Genomic DNA, 15,962 nt, shown 5'->3' with positions numbered 1-15,962 from the left:
ACAAACGGGAACGCCATGGCCACCCTGGATACAGACACTGCCTGGAAGCTCATACTGAATGCCAGCAACCGCAGCAATGTCACCCTTCCCCTGCCGGGAACCAGCCAACCAGCGCTGCGGATTAACGGCAAGAGCTGGGAGTTGGTGCATCAGGCAACCGAAGATGCCAGGAATCTGATATCGCTGTTCCTGCCCCTGTGCCAGCCCATCAAGCGCCCGGCGGGTAACCATGTGATTGGTCAGCTTGGTCAGAGCCTGGACGGCCGCATTGCCACCGTAACCGGTTGCTCCCGTTTCATTAATGGTGACGACGGAATCACCCATCTCCATCGTATTCGTGCCCTGTGCGATGCGGTCGTGGTTGGCGCCGGCACCGCCGCCACAGACAATCCACGCCTGACCGTACGCCGCGCGAATGGGCCCAACCCGACAAGGGTGGTGATCGATCGCCATGGCCGAGTTCCTACCAGCCACCACCTGTTTACCGACAACGCAGCACCCACACTGCATCTGGTTGCCGGTGAATACGACCCGGCCCAAAAGCCCGCCCGCATCGGCCAGGTAACCACTGTTCCCTGTCTCGGGGCTGCCGACAACCCTTCACCGGTGCCACCGGAGCATATTCTTCAAGTATTACAGGACTACGGACTTCGCAAAATCTTTATTGAGGGCGGCGGTGTAACCGTTTCATCCTTCCTCAAAGCAGGGCTGTTAGACAGACTTCATGTCATGGTGGCTCCGATGATCATCGGCAGTGGCCGGCCGGCATTCTCGCTGCCGGAAATCGACCAACTGGATGATGCCCTGCGCCCGCGGGCCCAGCTGGTTAATCTGGGCAGTGACATGCTGTTCGACCTGGCCTTCGAGAGGCGCTGGAATTGATCAGGCGCGTTTGAGAAGCACCAGCGCCCCCGGCCAGCTGGCCAGGAATATCAACGCACCGTAGCCAATACTGATCGCCACCCCCTGCTCTGCTGGTAACCCAACCGCGGGCCAAAGCAGGGCGGCTGCGCCTTCACGGACACCCCAGCCAGACACCGTTATTGGGACCACCATCGCCAGAAGCAATAGCAGACACAGGGCTGCGGTAAGAAACAGGCTGCTGGCATCGGCCGCTAATCCCATTCCAAACGCCAACAACACAAACACCGTTAAATAGGTGCCCAGAACGGCAAGGGAAGTAAACAACTGCACCGAACCATTGCGCCAACCTGCAAATGCCCGCTTGAGATCGGCGCCCAGGCGCCCAAGGTAGCGCCGCAGTGAGGCAAGCCGACCACTGACCCACAGCAGCCAGGTTCCAATGCCCACCAGCAGAGGAGGCAACAGCCAGTAGGCCGGGTTCAGGGATATCCTGATGGGCAGCGGTTGACTGCTAAAAGCGCCCACACGCCAAAGCACAACCACAGCGAGTAAGACCACCGGAAACAACACCAACTGCCCGGACAGCCGTTCAAGGACAACCGCATGAACCGCCGAAAGCTGCCCCGAGCGCTCGTGAGCTCCCTGCCCGTGGGCCCGGCTGTGTCGCCAGGCCCGATTCACATCGCCCATAACGCCACCCGGCAGCACCTGATTCAGAAAGGTGGCCAGGTAATACTCCCGAACGGCAAAGGTCATCGGCACAGAAACACCTAGCCTGCCGGCGGTGTAACGCCAACGCCAGGCGGACAACACCACCTGCAAGACAGAAACCACCAGGGCCAGGGCGATCAGTGAGGGCGGAATGGATCGGAGCCTGGCTATCAAACCGGACAGGTCCACAAACCGTAACACCAGCACCAGGATAATAAGGGTCGCAGCCCACCGAAGCAGCAGCTTTGGCCATGGCCGCTGGCGCATCATGCCGGTAAGCCTGAGTCGGGTAACCCGAGTAGGTCCAGGTGATCAACCACCACCCGCAGTTCGTAACGGGCCAACTGATCCTGCCGGTCTGCCAGCCAGGTTCTGATCTCAGCCTCCGCAGCCGGGTTCTGCTGGCAGGCGGCATCCGCCCAACCAGTCATTAGCATGGTGATCAACTCAGCACTCGCGCCGCCCTGGCCCGGGCTGAGATGCCATTGGCTCTGCTCTACCGTGACGGTATAACCTGCCTCACGCAGCAGTTTCTCCAAAACCCCGGTTGCTTCGGGACCCAATGCCGCTCCGCTGCCTTTATCGCCATGCTGGTGCTGATTCACCAGCTCCTGTACCAGGGCGTCGGAGGCATGGGAAGGCGCCAGTTCAAAGCGCCCGCTGTAGCTAATCACCACCAGAACACCCGCCCGCCTTCGCACCACGGCACTGGAAAAGGCGCGAAGCCAGTGTTCAGAGACCAGGTCAATCAGGGCCGATGCCGTGACCAAGGTGGCATCCTCTGGCAATAGCTCATCCAGGTTGTGCGGGGTTAGCTCCCGCATCATGGGAGCCGCTGGGGCGTCCAGTGCCCCAACCCGATGGCAGGCCAGCCCCAGCAGATGCTGATCCGGTTCAATCAATGTCCACCGCTGGGGCACCGGCAAACGGGGAATCAGATAACTGGGGTTAGAGCCCCGCCCACTGCCTATATCCACCAGATGCAACGGATCACCGGCCGGTTTTCCAGCGGCTTTCGTGTTGTATTCCACAGTTAGCCAGTTTGCCAGCGCATCCGTCAAGGCCCGGCTTCTGGCGGCATGATCCGCGGGCTCCCGGGCTTCCAGCCACTGGCCAGAGAATCTTGCAGGATCACCCTCGTCGCTGATGCCCAGACTGCCGAGGAATTCCCTTGTGGTATCTGACCACTGGCGAATATCTGACCGATGGGCCCGCGCACGTCGCGCCAGATCCGAAAAATCTGCGGTATTCGTCAGGAGAGAGCAAAGCTCTGACGCCAGGACCTTCGCATTGCCAGCCGGAAAATTCCGGGCTCCGGGTTTGCTGGTGGTCAACGCCAGCGCGCCGCCATCGGAAGACAACACCGGCAAGCCCGCGGCCAGGGCTTCATCGATGACCATGCCATAGCCTTCGTAGAGCGACGGAAACACGAACAGATCCGCCCGGCGGTAGGCCTCCTCCAGCGCGGGTTCCGATAGCTCTCCCAGAAGCTGAATACGATCAGCCAGTCCGTGCCGGGCGATGGCACTGCGAACGGCCAGCGCATAGTCCGGATCACGATCCTCCGCCCCCACCAGGGTGCATTGCCACGGCAGTTCCTGCAAAGTGGCGAGGGCATCGACCAGTTGGTGCTGCGCCTTACGGGGGGATAGATGTCCCACGCACAAGAGCCTCATGGGCTTGCCCAAGTGGTCGCGCTCCATCTGGAAGAACAGGGCGTCCACGGCCGGCTGCGCCGTCGTAATCTTCCAAGACGGCACACCATAATCCTGCTGCACACGGCGGGCAGTGTACTCACTGGTCGTGACCACCCTGCTGACCTGGGCCAGGGACTGCCTTTCAGCTTCCCGAAACCAGGCCTGTTGCTCCTGGGATAGCCCGGTCTCATCCGCCAGCGGGTGGTGTACCAGCGCCACAAGCTGCAAGCGTGTGCGGTGGCGCTCCAGCACGTCTGGCATGGCCCCTATGGCTAGCCCGTCAAGCACCACCAACGTGTTGTCTGGTAAAGACGTCAGGAGCTCTTGCATGGCATTGGTAGCTGTTTGATCCGGTCTCGGAAAGCACCCGGCGAGCCCCTGAACCCGCGCGTTCACCCCGGCCTGGCGCGATGCCGCCACCAGGCGCTGCACATATCGGTACCCACCGGTGTTCTGATCAGGATCACCGGGAACCACAAACCATAGGTCAGATGCCGGCATGGTAACTGGCCCAGGCCAGGTGCGACTCGCCCAAAGTCACTTTAAGGCCGGCAACCTGCCGGCCCTCTTCACCAAGGCGGCCAGCATGGATGGCAGCAGCCATGCGATTGAACACGACTTGCGCCATGAATTCCGTGGTGGTGTTCCGGCCTTCGAATTCGGGCAAGTCGTCCAGATTCTTCATGTTGAATTCCGAAAGCACCTCTTTCAGCAGGTCAGACGCCTGGCCAATATCCACAATCAAATCGTTATCGTCCAGCACGTGTCGCTCGAACGTAACGTCTACCACGTAGGTGGCGCCATGGAGCCCTTGGGCCGGTCCAAAGATTTCCCCTTTAAAACTGTGAGCAATCATCATGTGATCGCGAACGGTCAAACTGAACATAGTGTTTCCTCAGGAATAGGTAATTCGATGGCAGAGCGCATCCCCTGCTGGTGATAATAAAGTGCTGGCAACCGCAGGAAGTTCGTCAAACCGGGATTCGCCGCTGATCAGGTTGTCCAGCTCAGGCGCTCTGAGCAACTGAAGGGCAAGCTCAAGCCGCCGTGCATAGTTCCACCGGGGCTGTCTGCGTGGCGGAATCTGCCCTACCTGGCTGGATTTAAGTTCAAGGCGGTTAGGATGAAAGGCATGGCCAAGGGGAACCGTGACCGGTTCGTTGCCATACCAGCTAAGCTCCACAATGCGAGCTTCCGGCCCGGCCATGGACAGGGCTGATGATAACCCCTCGCTCCGGCCGGATGAATGAATCACCAGATCGCAATCACGGGCCGAGGCCTCAGTTGTGAACGGAATCTCCAAAGCCTTGGCAATGTCAGCCCTGGACTCATTGGTATCGACAGCCAGCAGCTGGATGCCGGGAATCTGTTTGACCAGCCAGGCCACCAAAAGCCCGACTACCCCCAGGCCAACCACGGCAACCCGATCGCCTACAGCGGGCTCGGCATCCCAGAGACCGTTAATGGCGGTCTCCATATTGGCAGCAAGAATGGCGCGCCCCGGCGGCAGATCGTCTGGCAGTAAGGTGACGGCACTGGCCGGCACGCGATAGTGCCTCTGGTGGGGGTAGAGGCAAAATACCCGCTTACCCATAAGGTGCTCTGGCCCGTCCTGCACTTCGCCAACATTGGCATAGCCATACTTGACCGGAAACGGAAACTGGCCCTCCTGAAAGGGCGCGCACATTCGAAGGTATTCGTCCTGTGGAACCCGATTATTGAATACCAGTGATTCCGTGCCCCGGCTGATCCCGGAATACAGCGTGCGCACGGTGACAATCTCTGCCCCGGCACCGTCAGGCCATCCCAGAGTCGCCGGCCGAAGCTCCCCCTGGCCCGGGGCAGTCACCCAAAACGCCTGATTCCCTGATGACGTCATAAACAGTCCATTCTCTTGTTATCTCCGTAAGCAAAAGCATCTACCCCAAACTATAGTCATAGAACGGGGCCTAACACACGTACCAGTCAGGCTATACGGAAACGCTCGGATATGGATTCGATTCGCCCGGCAACATTTCAGATTCCTGCCACTGTGAGGGAGCTTGGTTGGGCTGCCCTACTGCTGTTTTTCGTGTTGCTGTCCGTGCACGAATGGTTCAGTCCTCCCGGCTGGTTCGGTCTGCTGGCGATTTTGATTTTTGCTACCCAAGGCGCCTTGATACTGACTCGATGGCCAGCCAGACAAAACTTCGGCTGGGCAAACCGCACTACCCTGCTTCGATCCATCCTCGTCGTTTCCCTGGTGGCCTGGGCACCGTTTCTGCCAGCTGCCGATTCTTCCGCGTTGTGGATTTACGGCGGGGCCTGCCTCATTGCGCTGATCCTTGATGGCGTGGATGGCAAGGTGGCCCGGGCCACCAACAGCAACAGTGAGTTCGGCGCCCGGTTCGACATGGAACTGGATGCTTTGTTTATATTCGGCTTATGCGTTGCCACGATGGCTATCGGTAAGGCCGGCCCGTGGGTATTGATGCTTGCCCTGATGCGTTACGCGTTCTTGGCCGCCAGCCATTTCCTGACGTGGCTCAACCAACCGCTGCCGGACAGTTTCCGGCGCAAAACCGTATGCGTATGGCAGGTTGTTACGCTGATGATCGCCATACTTCCCCCTACCCCCACCGGGTTTGCCGGCACCACACTGGCCATGGCGCTGGCCCTTCTGGGTTGGTCGTTTGCGCTGGATGTTCGCTGGCTCTACCAAAGGAGACACTATCATGAAAACTAAACTCGCCGCCGCAACCCTGGCAGCCACCCTGCTCTCCACCGCGCCGCTGCTTCAGGCAGAACCAACCAGATTCCAGGTGGACGATGAGCACTTCTCCATGGTCTTTGAGGTGATGCACATCGGCTACGCCCCGGTCATGGGCATGTTTCGCGAGGTGAAAGGCGAATTCGTCTATGACGAACAGACCGGGGAGCTGTCATCCGGTGAACTGGCCTTCAAGGCGAACAGCGTATTCAGCAATCACGGTAAACGGGATGATCACCTGCGCAACAAGGATTTCCTGAACACAAGAAGACACAAGGACATCACCTTTACCGTCACCGGCTTCGAACGCACGGGAGACAACACAGGCATCGTCACCGGCGATCTCACGCTTCTGGGCAAGACCAACCCCGTGGATGTGGATGTCACCCTCAACAAGGCTGACGTATATCCCTTCGGGCACGAAGAATACACACTCGGCCTCAGTGCGTCGGCCGTGATCAAGCGAAGCGATTGGGGTATGACTTACGGAATCGACGAAGGCATGGTCGGTGACGAGGTAGTACTGCGTTTTGCCTTTGAGGCGATCAAGGACTAACCCAATACGTGAAATCGGTCACACTTTAGGGTGAAAGTGGCGCATTGTCGGACAAGTTTCATGCCGGTTACGACAAAACTGGCTATGGTTACTCTTTAACCAAAAGCAATGAAATAACAATAAGAAGGTGATTCTACATGCCTTACAAGGCACTGATGGCCACCGCCGTAGTGGTGGCCAGTGTTTCAGGTACTGCCTGGCTGTTATCCGCAGAAAACGACGGTAAGTTCAGTTGGCTGCCTTTCGGCAGCCACCAGGATCATCAGGAAGCAAACGCCATGGCGAGAGACCGCACGCCACAGGCAAATGAGGCAAAGGCTTCGAACGCTCCTGCGCCCTCTGACAACGCCCTGGGGTTCATGCTCGCCAGCGTTGCAGACGACTACCAGCGAAGCGCCCGCTACCCGGATTACTCGGTACCATTGACCACCGCCCAGGCCGAAGCCTACCAGGGCAACCGGTACCATCCGGTTGAGTTGCCGCTGGAAGACGACGGCCGCTTCATCGTGACACTCGACAAGTTCCGCTTTACCCGGGGCGAGCCCATTCTTGTGGTGGCGTCCCTGAGTGGCCGGCAGGTGTTCGGCGATACCCTCTCGGCAACACTTGAGTCGGCCACCAAGAGGGACAAGGCCGATTCAGCAGACCTGCCTGCCACGGAAGACAGCGGCTACTACCAGGGAACGATCAGTTCCGATCACGAGCCAGGCGAATACCGGCTGATAGTAGAGGCCAGGGTTGATGGAAAGCCGGTCCGGCATGTGTCGTCTCTCTCCATTGAACCTGATCTCGGCGACTTCGGTGGTATCGACTCACCCTATGTGTCCGGCAATGACCTGGTTATCCCAGTCCGTTTCGATCCGGACCACGCCGGCTACTATGCGCTGTCTGCCCAGCTATACAACGGCCAGCGCGCGCTGGCCCAACTCAGTACTGAAGAATCCCTGGGCAGCGGCAGCGGTACGCTTGTACTCAAGGCCCATGGCAGCGTGTTGGCGAACCAGGACATCGAAGGCCAGCTGCAACTCCGAAACCTACAGTTACGCCAAATGCCGGACCGCCCTGGCAATCGCACCCATTACGCCTTCGGCCCAGACGAAGGCTATGAATTTTCACCGCCGGATCTTGGCAACCTGCGTGACACACCTGCGGTGAACACAGAATCAGAGCAACGGGCGGCGTTGCTAAGGCAGCTGGCCGACAAGTTCTGATACACAACAATAAAACCGGAAAAACGGAGCAAGCAATGATCAACAAAAACAAAAGATGCCTGAGTAAAACTGCATTATCGATAGCGCTGGCAGGCGGATTGTTCGCCACAGCGGCGCAGGCCCAACTGGCGGGCCACAATGTGATCCTGGTGCACGGTTTCATGATGGAGAACCTGTCCCAGGCCCCCGCCAACATGCAAGAGGTGAAACAGGCCGGAGAAGACTACTGGCGGGATTACTGGCTGAACCGCGCCGAAGCGCGCATCGACTGGGCCAGTAACGGCCGGGTGGAAGGAGAGATCGCGCAGCAAGCCTACCAGCAGGTTCGACAAATCAGCCAGCAGGGTCTTTGCAACAATTACTGTATTGTCGTGACCCATTCCACCGGTGACCTGGTTACCCGTCACCTTCTGGAAAACCAGGCTCGCTGGCTTCAATCCGAAGGCCTGCAACCGCTGAAAATCCTCGCGGTCATGGATCTTGCGGGGGCTGGCGGCGGTACTGAACTGGCCGACCTGGCGGTCAGCATCGCCTATAACGACAGCTGGTATAACTGGCCGGTAAAACAAGCGGTGCGTGCGTTCACCGGGATTGATCCCCAGCCCGACAACCTGGGCGTGGTCAATGACCTGCAAACCAACACCGCCCGCAACCTGTCGGTAGGCCCCACGGCGATTCCCCGGCTGCGCTTCGTAGGCGGCGGCTCGTCCTACGGAGGCATTACCAAACCCTTCATTGCCGGCACCGATGACGGCGTGGTACCCACCCACTCCGCCTGCGGCGCCACCACCGCCAGCGGCATAGACTCGTGCTCCAACAGCATCAGTCTGGCGGGCAAGGTAAGCGGGCAGAATGGTCCTTCTGGCCTTTATTACAATCACTACCCGATTCTGATGAGCGAAGGCGCCAACCACAGTGCCGTGAAGGACACCCAGACCGGCAACATCTCCGTGCCGGTGGTGAACAACACTGTGCTCAATGGCCTGCAGATCGACTTTGCCAGCCGCACCTACAACCAGCGGGCCTGGTGGCAGCTTTGGGGCTCCGGTGACCAGTATGTCGAGGTCCCCAACTCCAACCAGACCAGCATGTCCAACCTGCTGTATACCACGCTCAACAACTGACACCACGGTTGTTGGCCGGGCTCAGGGATGAGCCATCTCCCTCCCTCTCGGTTTTCGCTGCTTTCTTTTTTAGTTCGCAAACTATAGATTTATCCCTCCTTGCACTTCACTCTGCCTGACCGGAGCCAGTTACTCGATGTCTGACGCTCACAAATCCGATCTGTTGCTGGTCGTCGTTACCCTTCTGGCTGCGATCAGCTGGATGTTTTCTAAAGAAGCCGTCCTGATGATGCCACCGTTGATGTTCATGGCGGCCCGGTTTCTGATTGCAGGTGGGGTATTGGCACTGATTGCGCTGCCGGCCCTGCGCCGGTTGGATGCCGACCAGGTAAAACGGAGCATGGGCGTAGGCCTGGTATTCGGCATTGCCATGAGCTGCTGGATACTGGGCCTGTTCCATGGCGACAGCATGGGTGAAGGGGCGTTTCTCACCAGTCTTGGGGTTGTGATTGTGCCAATCATTGCCCGCGTGGTATTCGGTGAATCCCAGCCACTGAGTACCTGGCTTGCCATACCGATTGCGGTAGCGGGCCTGGCCCTGCTGTCCCTTGAAAACGGCTTCAGGCCAGATCCGGGGCAGCTGTACTTCGTTGTGGCCGCGTTTATCTTTGCGCTTTACTTCACGCTCAACACCCGGGCCGCCAATCAGCGAACGGTCACCAATAAACAGGGCGAAACAATCGAGAAGCGAAAGGTGCCGGCGCTGCCCCTGACCGCCCTGGCCCTGCTGACAGTGGGCCTGGTTACCCTGGTGGAGTCCGCTATCAGCGAGCCCTGGGCACCAACCCTCAACAACCCGCCGCCGATTCTGATGGTTTGGGTTCTGGCCAGTGCCATCGTTGGCACCGCCGGGCGCTTTCTGTTGCAGACCTATGCACAGAGCCTTTCGGTACACAGTCACGGCGTGGTGATTCTGGTCCTGGAACCAGTGTGGGTGGCCCTGTTCGCCGCAGCCTGGTTTGGTGAGACCATGTCATTGCTACAGCTGGCAGGGTGTGGGCTGATTTTCATGGCGCTGCTGGTGAACCGCTGGAGCGCTCTGAGCCGCGCGATTAAAGGCTTTCTGAAACCGGCAAAAACTGCCTGAAAGTGGTTGACCACGGGGAACGAAATCCGTATATTTCCACCCCGTTGCAGGACACAGGACCATAGCTCAGTTGGTTAGAGCGCTACCTTGACATGGTAGAGGTCCCCAGTTCGAATCTGGGTGGTCCTACCAATTCTGCAAAGAAAGTCAGTTACTTACGCGCAACGTGAGAACTGGCTTTTTTTATGCCTGCGCGAACCGTCGCTGATTACCAGTCATCCTTTTCCTGTTTTTCCTTCTCTTCCAGCTCCGCTTGTCGTTTACGGATTTTTTCCAGCTTGTGTTCGGGAATTTTCATATTGCTGCTGTCTCTGAGTAGCAGAAGACTGCCGATAACCATGCCGAAGGCGAGCAGGATAAATATCCATCCTATTGCGGGCATCGTGTTCTCCTTATGCTGGATCTGTTTCCTGGGCAGCCAACCACGCTGCCCCGCGCACGCCACTGGAATCGCCGTGTATCGCTGGCCGGACCCGGGTTGAGCATTCGCCACCGAAAACATACTGCGGCAGCCGCTCCGGTAACGATTGGTAGAGTTCCGGCACGTTACTCATGCCTCCGCCCAACACAATCATGTCTGGGTCCAGAAGATTGATAACCGAGGCCAGGCCTTTGGCCAGATGCTCAATATAGAGGTCCAACGTAAAACGGCAGTCGCGGTCTCCCTGCCGAGCGCCAGCAACAATCTCCTGTGCCGAGGCTTTGTCGCCCCAGGATAGCCGATGAGTCAAGCTGAAGCCGGTACCAGACAGAAAGGTTTCGTTGCAGCCACGTCGGCCACAAAAGCAAGGGCGATCATCCAGCTCTCGCTGTGGTGTCCAGGGCAACGGGTTATGCCCCCACTCACCGGCCACACCATTGGGGCCCGTCAACAGCCGTCGATCAATACTGATACCAGCACCACAACCGGTTCCCAGGATAGCCGCAAAAACCACCTCCACATTCTGACCTGCACCATCTGTGGCTTCCGATAATGCCAGGCAGTTGGCATCGTTGGTCAGGGCAACCGGTCGGCCGAGTAGCTGGCGAAGGTCATCTGCCATGGGCTTGCCATTGAGCCAGGTGGAATTGGCGTTCTTGATACGCCCGGTAACACCAGATACCGTTCCTGGAATACCAATGCCTACCGGTAAGCCGCGTTGGCTGGCATGTTGTTCAGCTCGTTCGATCAGTGATTTGATGGTAGCCAGGGTGGCCTGGTAGTCGCCGGCAGGCGTTGGCACCCGATGCCGAAAGTGCTCCTGGTGGTTCTCATCCAGCAGGATCACTTCCGTTTTGGTGCCTCCCAGATCAATACCGGTCAACCAGCGTTTGGACATTCGTAAAGATCGCCTTTGGTATCGGTTTGCTGCATAAACTGACTGCGCTTTTGGCTATAATCCCAGACTTTACCCATCCTAACCAGAGCGACCATCCCCGACCATGAGACGTACCCTGGACCTGAACGTTTCGGAATCCCAACTTGCCGTCGATGCACTCGCAGAGGCGTCGGGGCTCCCCAAACAGCGGATCAAGGATGCCATGGCCAAGGGTGCCTGCTGGTGGACCCAGAAGGGCAAGCAGGTTCGGTTGCGGAAAGCGAAGCGGGAGTTAAAGCCAGGCACCCGGATTCAACTGTTCTACGATGACCAAGTGCTGGGCCTCAAGCCGGACCAACCTGATCTGCTAGAAGACCTGGGGCGCTACAGCCTCTGGTACAAACCCCACGGCCTGTTAGCCCAGGGCTCACAATGGGGAGATCACTGCAGCCTGCTGCGCCTGGCAGAGGTTGCCCTGAGCAGGCCCTGTTTTCTCGTGCACCGCCTGGACGCCGATGCCGCCGGGCTGATGCTGGTAGCCCACGACAGTAAAGCAGCCGGAGCCCTGTCTCAACTGTTCTCCGGCCGCACCGTCACCAAAACCTACCGAGCGACAGTGACCGGCCAACTGAATGCGGATGACCTTGTCATCGACGCGCCACTCGACGGCAAGAAATCCCTGAGCCGCGTCACCACCCTGGCGATAGATCCCGAGGAAAACACCTCCGACGTACAGGTGCTTATCGAAACCGGGCGCAAACATCAGATTCGCCGGCATCTTGCAGGTATTGGCCACGCCATCGTCGGTGACAAGCTTTACGGCAGCCCCCACCCCTCCGGGCTTTGCCTGAAGGCCGTTCAGCTTCAGTTTGTTTGCCCACTGACCGGGAAAGCAAGAAACTTCAGCACCCCTTCGCAGGATTTTAACTAACGCTGTTGGTTACAGCCCCCGCAAAACAATGTCAGCTTTCTATACATATCAGATGCGTCATATCTGGGCTTTTCACCCAGAACCTGAAGAATATCCCGACATCACAGCGCGTTAGGTCTGCGTTAAGCCTTGTGGCACATGCTATGCAAGGTTTACTGATGCCTGCATAGGTGTACTACCCGGGAGTCAGCCGATAAAGCAGTACGGTACGGATGCCCGCCTACAACACTCAGTCTGGATGAGGTAACGATAATGAAACTCAAGCGATTTCTTTCAGGTTTGATACTTTCGACGGCGGCCGCTATCGCTCCGGTGCATGCCGCTCCAATCCTCAGCGATATTGTCTTTGTCGTTGACGAATCTGGTTCCATGGGAACTGTCCAAGCCAACCTGCGGGCCAATATCGGCCTATTTGCCAGCATTCTTACCGGTACAGGCCAGGTTGACGCCCAGTACGGGCTGGTTGGCTATGGCGACAACGCAGTAGTACCACGCATGGTTACCGATCTCACCGATCCAGCCAGCTTTGCAACAGCAGCGCAGGGTCTAAAAATTAATGGTGGCACAGAGCCGGGTTACACCGCCACCGCCTTTGCCCTGAATGCCCTGGATGGGCAGAGTGATCTGTTTTCATTCCGGAGTAATGCCGTCAAGAACATCATCATTCTGACGGATGAACCATCCAATGGCGACTTCGCCTTCAGGGGCACGGTTGGAGGGTCTGCGGTCAATAGTTCGGTGCTGGATGGCCTGCTGACCTCCAATAACGCGCTCTATAACGGTGTTCTCAGAGGCACGTCCACTGAGAATTCGTACAGGACCTTGATCGAAGATCATGGCGGAACCGTGTTCAACCTGAACCTGTTCAACACTTCCGATCAGACGATTGTTCAGCAGTTCGTGACTGATTTTGCCAACGCAAAGCTCCAGGAAACCCTGGACTTCTGCCAGTTGAACCCCACTAACCCGGCCTGTCAGCCGTCCGCATCCGTACCGGAGCCATCTTCCCTGGCGCTGATTGGCCTGGGACTGTTGGGAATCTTTACACGTTATCGCAGGCGCCCAGTGGCGCAAGTGGCGGTGTGAGTGCCTGAATAGCCGTGCACCAATGAAAAAAGCCAGCGTTTTGCGCTGGCTTTTTTTGTTCTGATGCTAACCCGGCTTCTACGCTTTGTAGAAATCCCGATACCAGTCCACGAAGTTGGCGATACCCTCTTCCACCGTGGTGTCGGGTTTGTAGCCTACGTCTGTGATCAGGTCATCCACATTGGCGTAGGTGGCCGGCACGTCTCCCGGTTGCAGTGGCAGCAGGTTCTTTTCCGCTTTCTTACCCACACGCTCTTCAATGATTTCAATAAAGCGGGACAGCTCTACCGGGTTGTTACTACCGATATTATAGATCCGGTACGGGCCTTTGCCGGTGCCAGGGTCCGGCTTCTCGCCAGACCAGTCCGGATTGGGTTCTGCCACATGGTCCAGGGTGCGGATAACACCTTCAACGATGTCGTCAATGTAGGTGAAATCCCGGCGGTGATGGCCATGGTTGAACACGTCAATGGGCTCACCGGCCAGGATCTTTTTGGTGAAGATAAACAGCGCCATGTCTGGCCGGCCCCATGGGCCGTATACGGTGAAGAACCGCAGGCCAGTGGTGGGCAGGTTGTACAGGTGGCTGTAGGTGTGCGCCATCAGCTCGTTGGCCTTCTTGGAGGCCGCATACAGGCTCAGGGGATGGTCCACGTTGTCATGCACGGAGAACGGCATGGTTTCGTTGGCACCATAGACCGAACTGCTTGACGCATACACCAGATGTTTCACATCGTTATGGCGACAGCCTTCGAGAATGTTCATGAAGCCAACCAGGTTGGCGTCCACGTAGGCGTGGGGGTTTTCAAGGGAGTAACGGACGCCGGCCTGGGCTGCCAGGTGCACTACCCTCTCGGGTTTGTGCTCTCGGAACAGGGCTTCCATTGCTTGTCTGTCCGCCACGTCCTGGCGCACTTCGGTGAATCCTGCCTTCCCGGTTAACCGGGCAAGCCGGGCTTCTTTGAGGTTCACGTCGTAATAATCGTTCACGTTATCCACGCCGATCACTTCGTCGCCACGATCCAGCAGTCGATGGGCCAGGTGTGAACCAATAAAGCCGGCGGTTCCGGTAACGAGGATTTTCAAGATCTGTTCTCCATGAAAAATGGCGCCCGGGGGCGCCTTTTAATACCAACTCAGAATCGGAGGCCAGCGCTGACAAACGGGCCGCTGAGTTCTATATCCAGGTTGTCGTCGCCATCGTCATAATCGAGAGATATCTGGCGATAACCTGCCCGCAACTGCAGCAGCGACATTTCATACTGGCCATACACGTTGAAGTCATAGACCGAGTCGCCATCGTAGGAAATGGCGTTGGCGTCGCCACCCACAGACACACCGGTGAAAGGCAGGTCAAAACGGGCGGCTACGTATACCAGGGGTAACACGGCGTCGGCCTTGGTTTCAGAGAACTGGCTGGTGTCGTTCCTGTTCTGAACAAGTAACTCGCCAGAGAAATCCCGAACGGTCAGGCCAAGATCCAGATTCACCCAGTTATCCAGGATTTCGTAGTAAAGGGTGACGTCCAGCTGTTCCAGCTCGAGCTCAGACCGAACATTCGCACCGGCAGTAATACCATCATAAGTTACATCCAGCTGGCCATTACCACTCTGCTTGGTACGGGTATAAGCCAGCCGTACATTCGGCAACACCGGAACCGGGTGCTCAAAATACGCAGTGAGATTGGCGTTGGAATCGCTGCTGAGGTTCAGATCCCGCTCCAGGTCTACCCGGTCGCTGCCTTTGGAAGCCTTGCCGGAATAGTCCGCATCCCAGTAGCCAACCGTGGCGCCTACGCCCAGGATATCGGCGGAGACCACTGGCGCCGCGACCATCATGGACGCGCCCATTGCCATCATTAATTTACGCATATCACACCCGTTTTTTGTCGGTTTTTTGTATTCAGTCGAACTGGATACCCAGACGACGCCCTACTTCTTCGTAGGTTTCGATCACTTCACCAAGGCCCTGGCGGAAGCGGTCTTTATCCATCTTTTTACGGGTTTCCTTATCCCAGATACGGCAGCCGTCCGGGCTGAATTCATCACCCAATACGATCTGGCCTTCGCTGCGACCAAACTCGAGTTTGTAGTCCACCAGCAACATGCCGGCGTCATCAAACAGGGCTTTGAGTACGTCATTCACCTTGTAGGTGAGTTCTTTCATGCGCGCCAGCTCTTCAGCACTGGCCCAGCCAAAGCTGACCGCCAGCGACTCATTCACCATGGGGTCGTGCAGGGCATCGTTCTTCAGGAACAGCTCGAAAGTGGGCGGGTTCAGTTCCTGGCCCTCTTCCACGCCCAGTCGACGGCACAGGCTGCCGGCCGAGATATTTCGAACCACGCACTCCACCGGAATCATATCGAGCTTTTTCACCAGGGATTCAGTGCCAGACAACAGGCCCTCGAAGTGGGTCGGAATGCCTGCTGCTTCGAGCTTGTCCATGATGAAGGCATTGAACTTGTTGTTCACCATGCCCTTTCGGTTCAGCTGTTCTTTCTTCTCGCCGTCAAAGGCTGAGGTGTCATCCCGGAACACCAGTACAAAACGGTTCGGGTCGTCAGTGCGGAATACCGATTTGGCTTTGCCCGCGTATAGCTCTTCGCGCTTTTCCATTTAGATCTCCAAAATCGGACAGCGGCCTTGCC

Annotated in this window: 17 protein-coding genes and 1 tRNA gene; 9 read left to right on the top strand and 9 right to left on the bottom strand. The window is 57.7% G+C overall.

The genetic code is table 11. The features are described from left to right. Positions 1–15: 15 nt before the first annotated feature. Complete coding sequence (locus tag QUE75_RS09080; RefSeq protein WP_286255287.1) at positions 16–882, top strand: RibD family protein; 867 nt, start codon at positions 16–18, stop codon at positions 880–882. On the opposite strand, the gene QUE75_RS09075 is transcribed toward QUE75_RS09080, so the two are convergent. The 4 genes from QUE75_RS09075 to QUE75_RS09060 are packed head-to-tail and all read right to left on the bottom strand — an operon-like array spanning position 883 to position 5,151. Further along, entirely contained in the window at positions 883–1,845 is a 963-nt protein-coding gene (locus tag QUE75_RS09075) for a lysylphosphatidylglycerol synthase transmembrane domain-containing protein (protein ID WP_227510070.1), read from the bottom strand. Continuing rightward, positions 1,842–3,773 carry a glycosyltransferase family 4 protein gene (locus QUE75_RS09070; RefSeq protein WP_286255286.1) on the bottom strand — a complete coding sequence of 644 codons (1,932 nt, stop codon included), beginning with the start codon at positions 3,771–3,773 and terminating at the stop codon, positions 1,842–1,844. The genes QUE75_RS09075 and QUE75_RS09070 overlap by 4 nt, the downstream gene beginning before the upstream one ends. Then, complete coding sequence (locus tag QUE75_RS09065) at positions 3,760–4,158, bottom strand: 6-pyruvoyl trahydropterin synthase family protein (protein WP_061331049.1); 399 nt, start codon at positions 4,156–4,158, stop codon at positions 3,760–3,762. The genes QUE75_RS09070 and QUE75_RS09065 overlap by 14 nt, the downstream gene beginning before the upstream one ends. Positions 4,159–4,167: 9 nt before the next feature. Beyond that, complete coding sequence (locus QUE75_RS09060) at positions 4,168–5,151, bottom strand: zinc-dependent alcohol dehydrogenase (RefSeq protein WP_286255285.1); 984 nt, start codon at positions 5,149–5,151, stop codon at positions 4,168–4,170. A gap of 111 nt (positions 5,152–5,262) precedes the next feature. Here QUE75_RS09060 and QUE75_RS09055 point away from each other — a divergent pair, with 111 nt between their 5' ends. The 6 genes from QUE75_RS09055 to QUE75_RS09030 all read left to right on the top strand — a co-directional run bounded on the left by QUE75_RS09055 (position 5,263) and on the right by QUE75_RS09030 (position 10,131). Further along, positions 5,263–5,997 (top strand): CDP-alcohol phosphatidyltransferase family protein, encoded by a 735-nt coding sequence (locus tag QUE75_RS09055; protein WP_286255282.1) that lies wholly within the window; start codon positions 5,263–5,265, stop codon positions 5,995–5,997. Beyond that, positions 5,987–6,577 (top strand): YceI family protein, encoded by a 591-nt coding sequence (locus QUE75_RS09050; protein WP_286255279.1) that lies wholly within the window; start codon positions 5,987–5,989, stop codon positions 6,575–6,577. The genes QUE75_RS09055 and QUE75_RS09050 overlap by 11 nt, the downstream gene beginning before the upstream one ends. A 137-nt stretch (positions 6,578–6,714) precedes the next feature. Continuing rightward, a complete protein-coding gene (locus QUE75_RS09045; RefSeq protein WP_286255277.1) occupies positions 6,715–7,788 on the top strand; it encodes a hypothetical protein in 1,074 nt (357 codons plus the stop codon). Between the two features lie 35 nt (positions 7,789–7,823). Beyond that, positions 7,824–8,912, top strand: a complete 1,089-nt coding sequence (locus QUE75_RS09040) for a hypothetical protein (protein WP_286255275.1) — start codon at positions 7,824–7,826, stop codon at positions 8,910–8,912. Positions 8,913–9,048: 136 nt separating this feature from the next. Next, positions 9,049–9,999, top strand: a complete 951-nt coding sequence (locus tag QUE75_RS09035; RefSeq protein WP_061331043.1) for a DMT family transporter — start codon at positions 9,049–9,051, stop codon at positions 9,997–9,999. 55 nt (positions 10,000–10,054) lie between these two features. Further along, positions 10,055–10,131 (top strand) — tRNA-Val (locus tag QUE75_RS09030). 76 nt (positions 10,132–10,207) lie between these two features. Here QUE75_RS09030 and QUE75_RS09025 read toward each other — a convergent pair. Together QUE75_RS09025 and QUE75_RS09020 are read right to left on the bottom strand one after the other, a co-directional pair. Further along, positions 10,208–10,381 (bottom strand): DUF2897 family protein, encoded by a 174-nt coding sequence (locus tag QUE75_RS09025; protein WP_230712445.1) that lies wholly within the window; start codon positions 10,379–10,381, stop codon positions 10,208–10,210. A gap of 10 nt (positions 10,382–10,391) precedes the next feature. Then, positions 10,392–11,318: an ROK family protein gene (locus QUE75_RS09020; RefSeq protein WP_286255271.1), complete on the bottom strand. Its 927-nt coding sequence runs from the start codon at positions 11,316–11,318 to the stop codon at positions 10,392–10,394. Positions 11,319–11,421: 103 nt separating this feature from the next. Here QUE75_RS09020 and QUE75_RS09015 point away from each other — a divergent pair, with 103 nt between their 5' ends. Then, on the top strand, positions 11,422–12,228 hold the full coding sequence (locus tag QUE75_RS09015; protein WP_286255269.1) for an RluA family pseudouridine synthase: 807 nt from the start codon (positions 11,422–11,424) through the stop codon (positions 12,226–12,228). A 252-nt stretch (positions 12,229–12,480) separates the two neighbouring features. After that, complete coding sequence (locus tag QUE75_RS09010; RefSeq protein ID WP_286255268.1) at positions 12,481–13,314, top strand: vWA domain-containing protein; 834 nt, start codon at positions 12,481–12,483, stop codon at positions 13,312–13,314. Between the two features lie 78 nt (positions 13,315–13,392). On the opposite strand, the gene QUE75_RS09005 is transcribed toward QUE75_RS09010, so the two are convergent. From QUE75_RS09005 to purC, 3 genes are read right to left on the bottom strand one after another with little or no spacing between them, the layout of a single operon-like run. Continuing rightward, the gene (locus QUE75_RS09005; RefSeq protein ID WP_286255266.1) at positions 13,393–14,400 is read right to left on the bottom strand and encodes an NAD-dependent epimerase; all 1,008 of its coding nucleotides are present in this window, start codon (positions 14,398–14,400) and stop codon (positions 13,393–13,395) included. A 50-nt stretch (positions 14,401–14,450) separates the two neighbouring features. Further along, a complete protein-coding gene (locus QUE75_RS09000) occupies positions 14,451–15,185 on the bottom strand; it encodes a TIGR04219 family outer membrane beta-barrel protein (RefSeq protein ID WP_286255265.1) in 735 nt (244 codons plus the stop codon). A gap of 31 nt (positions 15,186–15,216) precedes the next feature. Then, on the bottom strand, positions 15,217–15,930 hold the full coding sequence (purC, locus tag QUE75_RS08995; protein ID WP_106695603.1) for a phosphoribosylaminoimidazolesuccinocarboxamide synthase: 714 nt from the start codon (positions 15,928–15,930) through the stop codon (positions 15,217–15,219). Positions 15,931–15,962: the final 32 nt, after the last annotated feature.

It is taken from the genome of Marinobacter shengliensis (assembly GCF_030297115.1).
GTDB classification, from domain to species: Bacteria; Pseudomonadota; Gammaproteobacteria; order Pseudomonadales; family Oleiphilaceae; genus Marinobacter; species Marinobacter shengliensis.
The sequence above is the reverse complement of the archived record's forward strand: the minus strand, read 5'-3'. Positions and strand labels throughout refer to the sequence as shown.

Coding starts and splice junctions, on each gene's coding strand:
- QUE75_RS09080 (WP_286255287.1), top strand. CDS start 16: ATGGCCACCCTGGATACAGACACTGCCTGGAAGCTCATACTGAATGCC.
- QUE75_RS09075 (WP_227510070.1), bottom strand. CDS start 1,845: ATGATGCGCCAGCGGCCATGGCCAAAGCTGCTGCTTCGGTGGGCTGCG.
- QUE75_RS09070 (WP_286255286.1), bottom strand. CDS start 3,773: ATGCCGGCATCTGACCTATGGTTTGTGGTTCCCGGTGATCCTGATCAG.
- QUE75_RS09065 (WP_061331049.1), bottom strand. CDS start 4,158: ATGTTCAGTTTGACCGTTCGCGATCACATGATGATTGCTCACAGTTTT.
- QUE75_RS09060 (WP_286255285.1), bottom strand. CDS start 5,151: ATGACGTCATCAGGGAATCAGGCGTTTTGGGTGACTGCCCCGGGCCAG.
- QUE75_RS09055 (WP_286255282.1), top strand. CDS start 5,263: ATGGATTCGATTCGCCCGGCAACATTTCAGATTCCTGCCACTGTGAGG.
- QUE75_RS09050 (WP_286255279.1), top strand. CDS start 5,987: ATGAAAACTAAACTCGCCGCCGCAACCCTGGCAGCCACCCTGCTCTCC.
- QUE75_RS09045 (WP_286255277.1), top strand. CDS start 6,715: ATGCCTTACAAGGCACTGATGGCCACCGCCGTAGTGGTGGCCAGTGTT.
- QUE75_RS09040 (WP_286255275.1), top strand. CDS start 7,824: ATGATCAACAAAAACAAAAGATGCCTGAGTAAAACTGCATTATCGATA.
- QUE75_RS09035 (WP_061331043.1), top strand. CDS start 9,049: ATGTCTGACGCTCACAAATCCGATCTGTTGCTGGTCGTCGTTACCCTT.
- QUE75_RS09025 (WP_230712445.1), bottom strand. CDS start 10,381: ATGCCCGCAATAGGATGGATATTTATCCTGCTCGCCTTCGGCATGGTT.
- QUE75_RS09020 (WP_286255271.1), bottom strand. CDS start 11,318: ATGTCCAAACGCTGGTTGACCGGTATTGATCTGGGAGGCACCAAAACG.
- QUE75_RS09015 (WP_286255269.1), top strand. CDS start 11,422: ATGAGACGTACCCTGGACCTGAACGTTTCGGAATCCCAACTTGCCGTC.
- QUE75_RS09010 (WP_286255268.1), top strand. CDS start 12,481: ATGAAACTCAAGCGATTTCTTTCAGGTTTGATACTTTCGACGGCGGCC.
- QUE75_RS09000 (WP_286255265.1), bottom strand. CDS start 15,185: ATGCGTAAATTAATGATGGCAATGGGCGCGTCCATGATGGTCGCGGCG.
- purC (WP_106695603.1), bottom strand. CDS start 15,930: ATGGAAAAGCGCGAAGAGCTATACGCGGGCAAAGCCAAATCGGTATTC.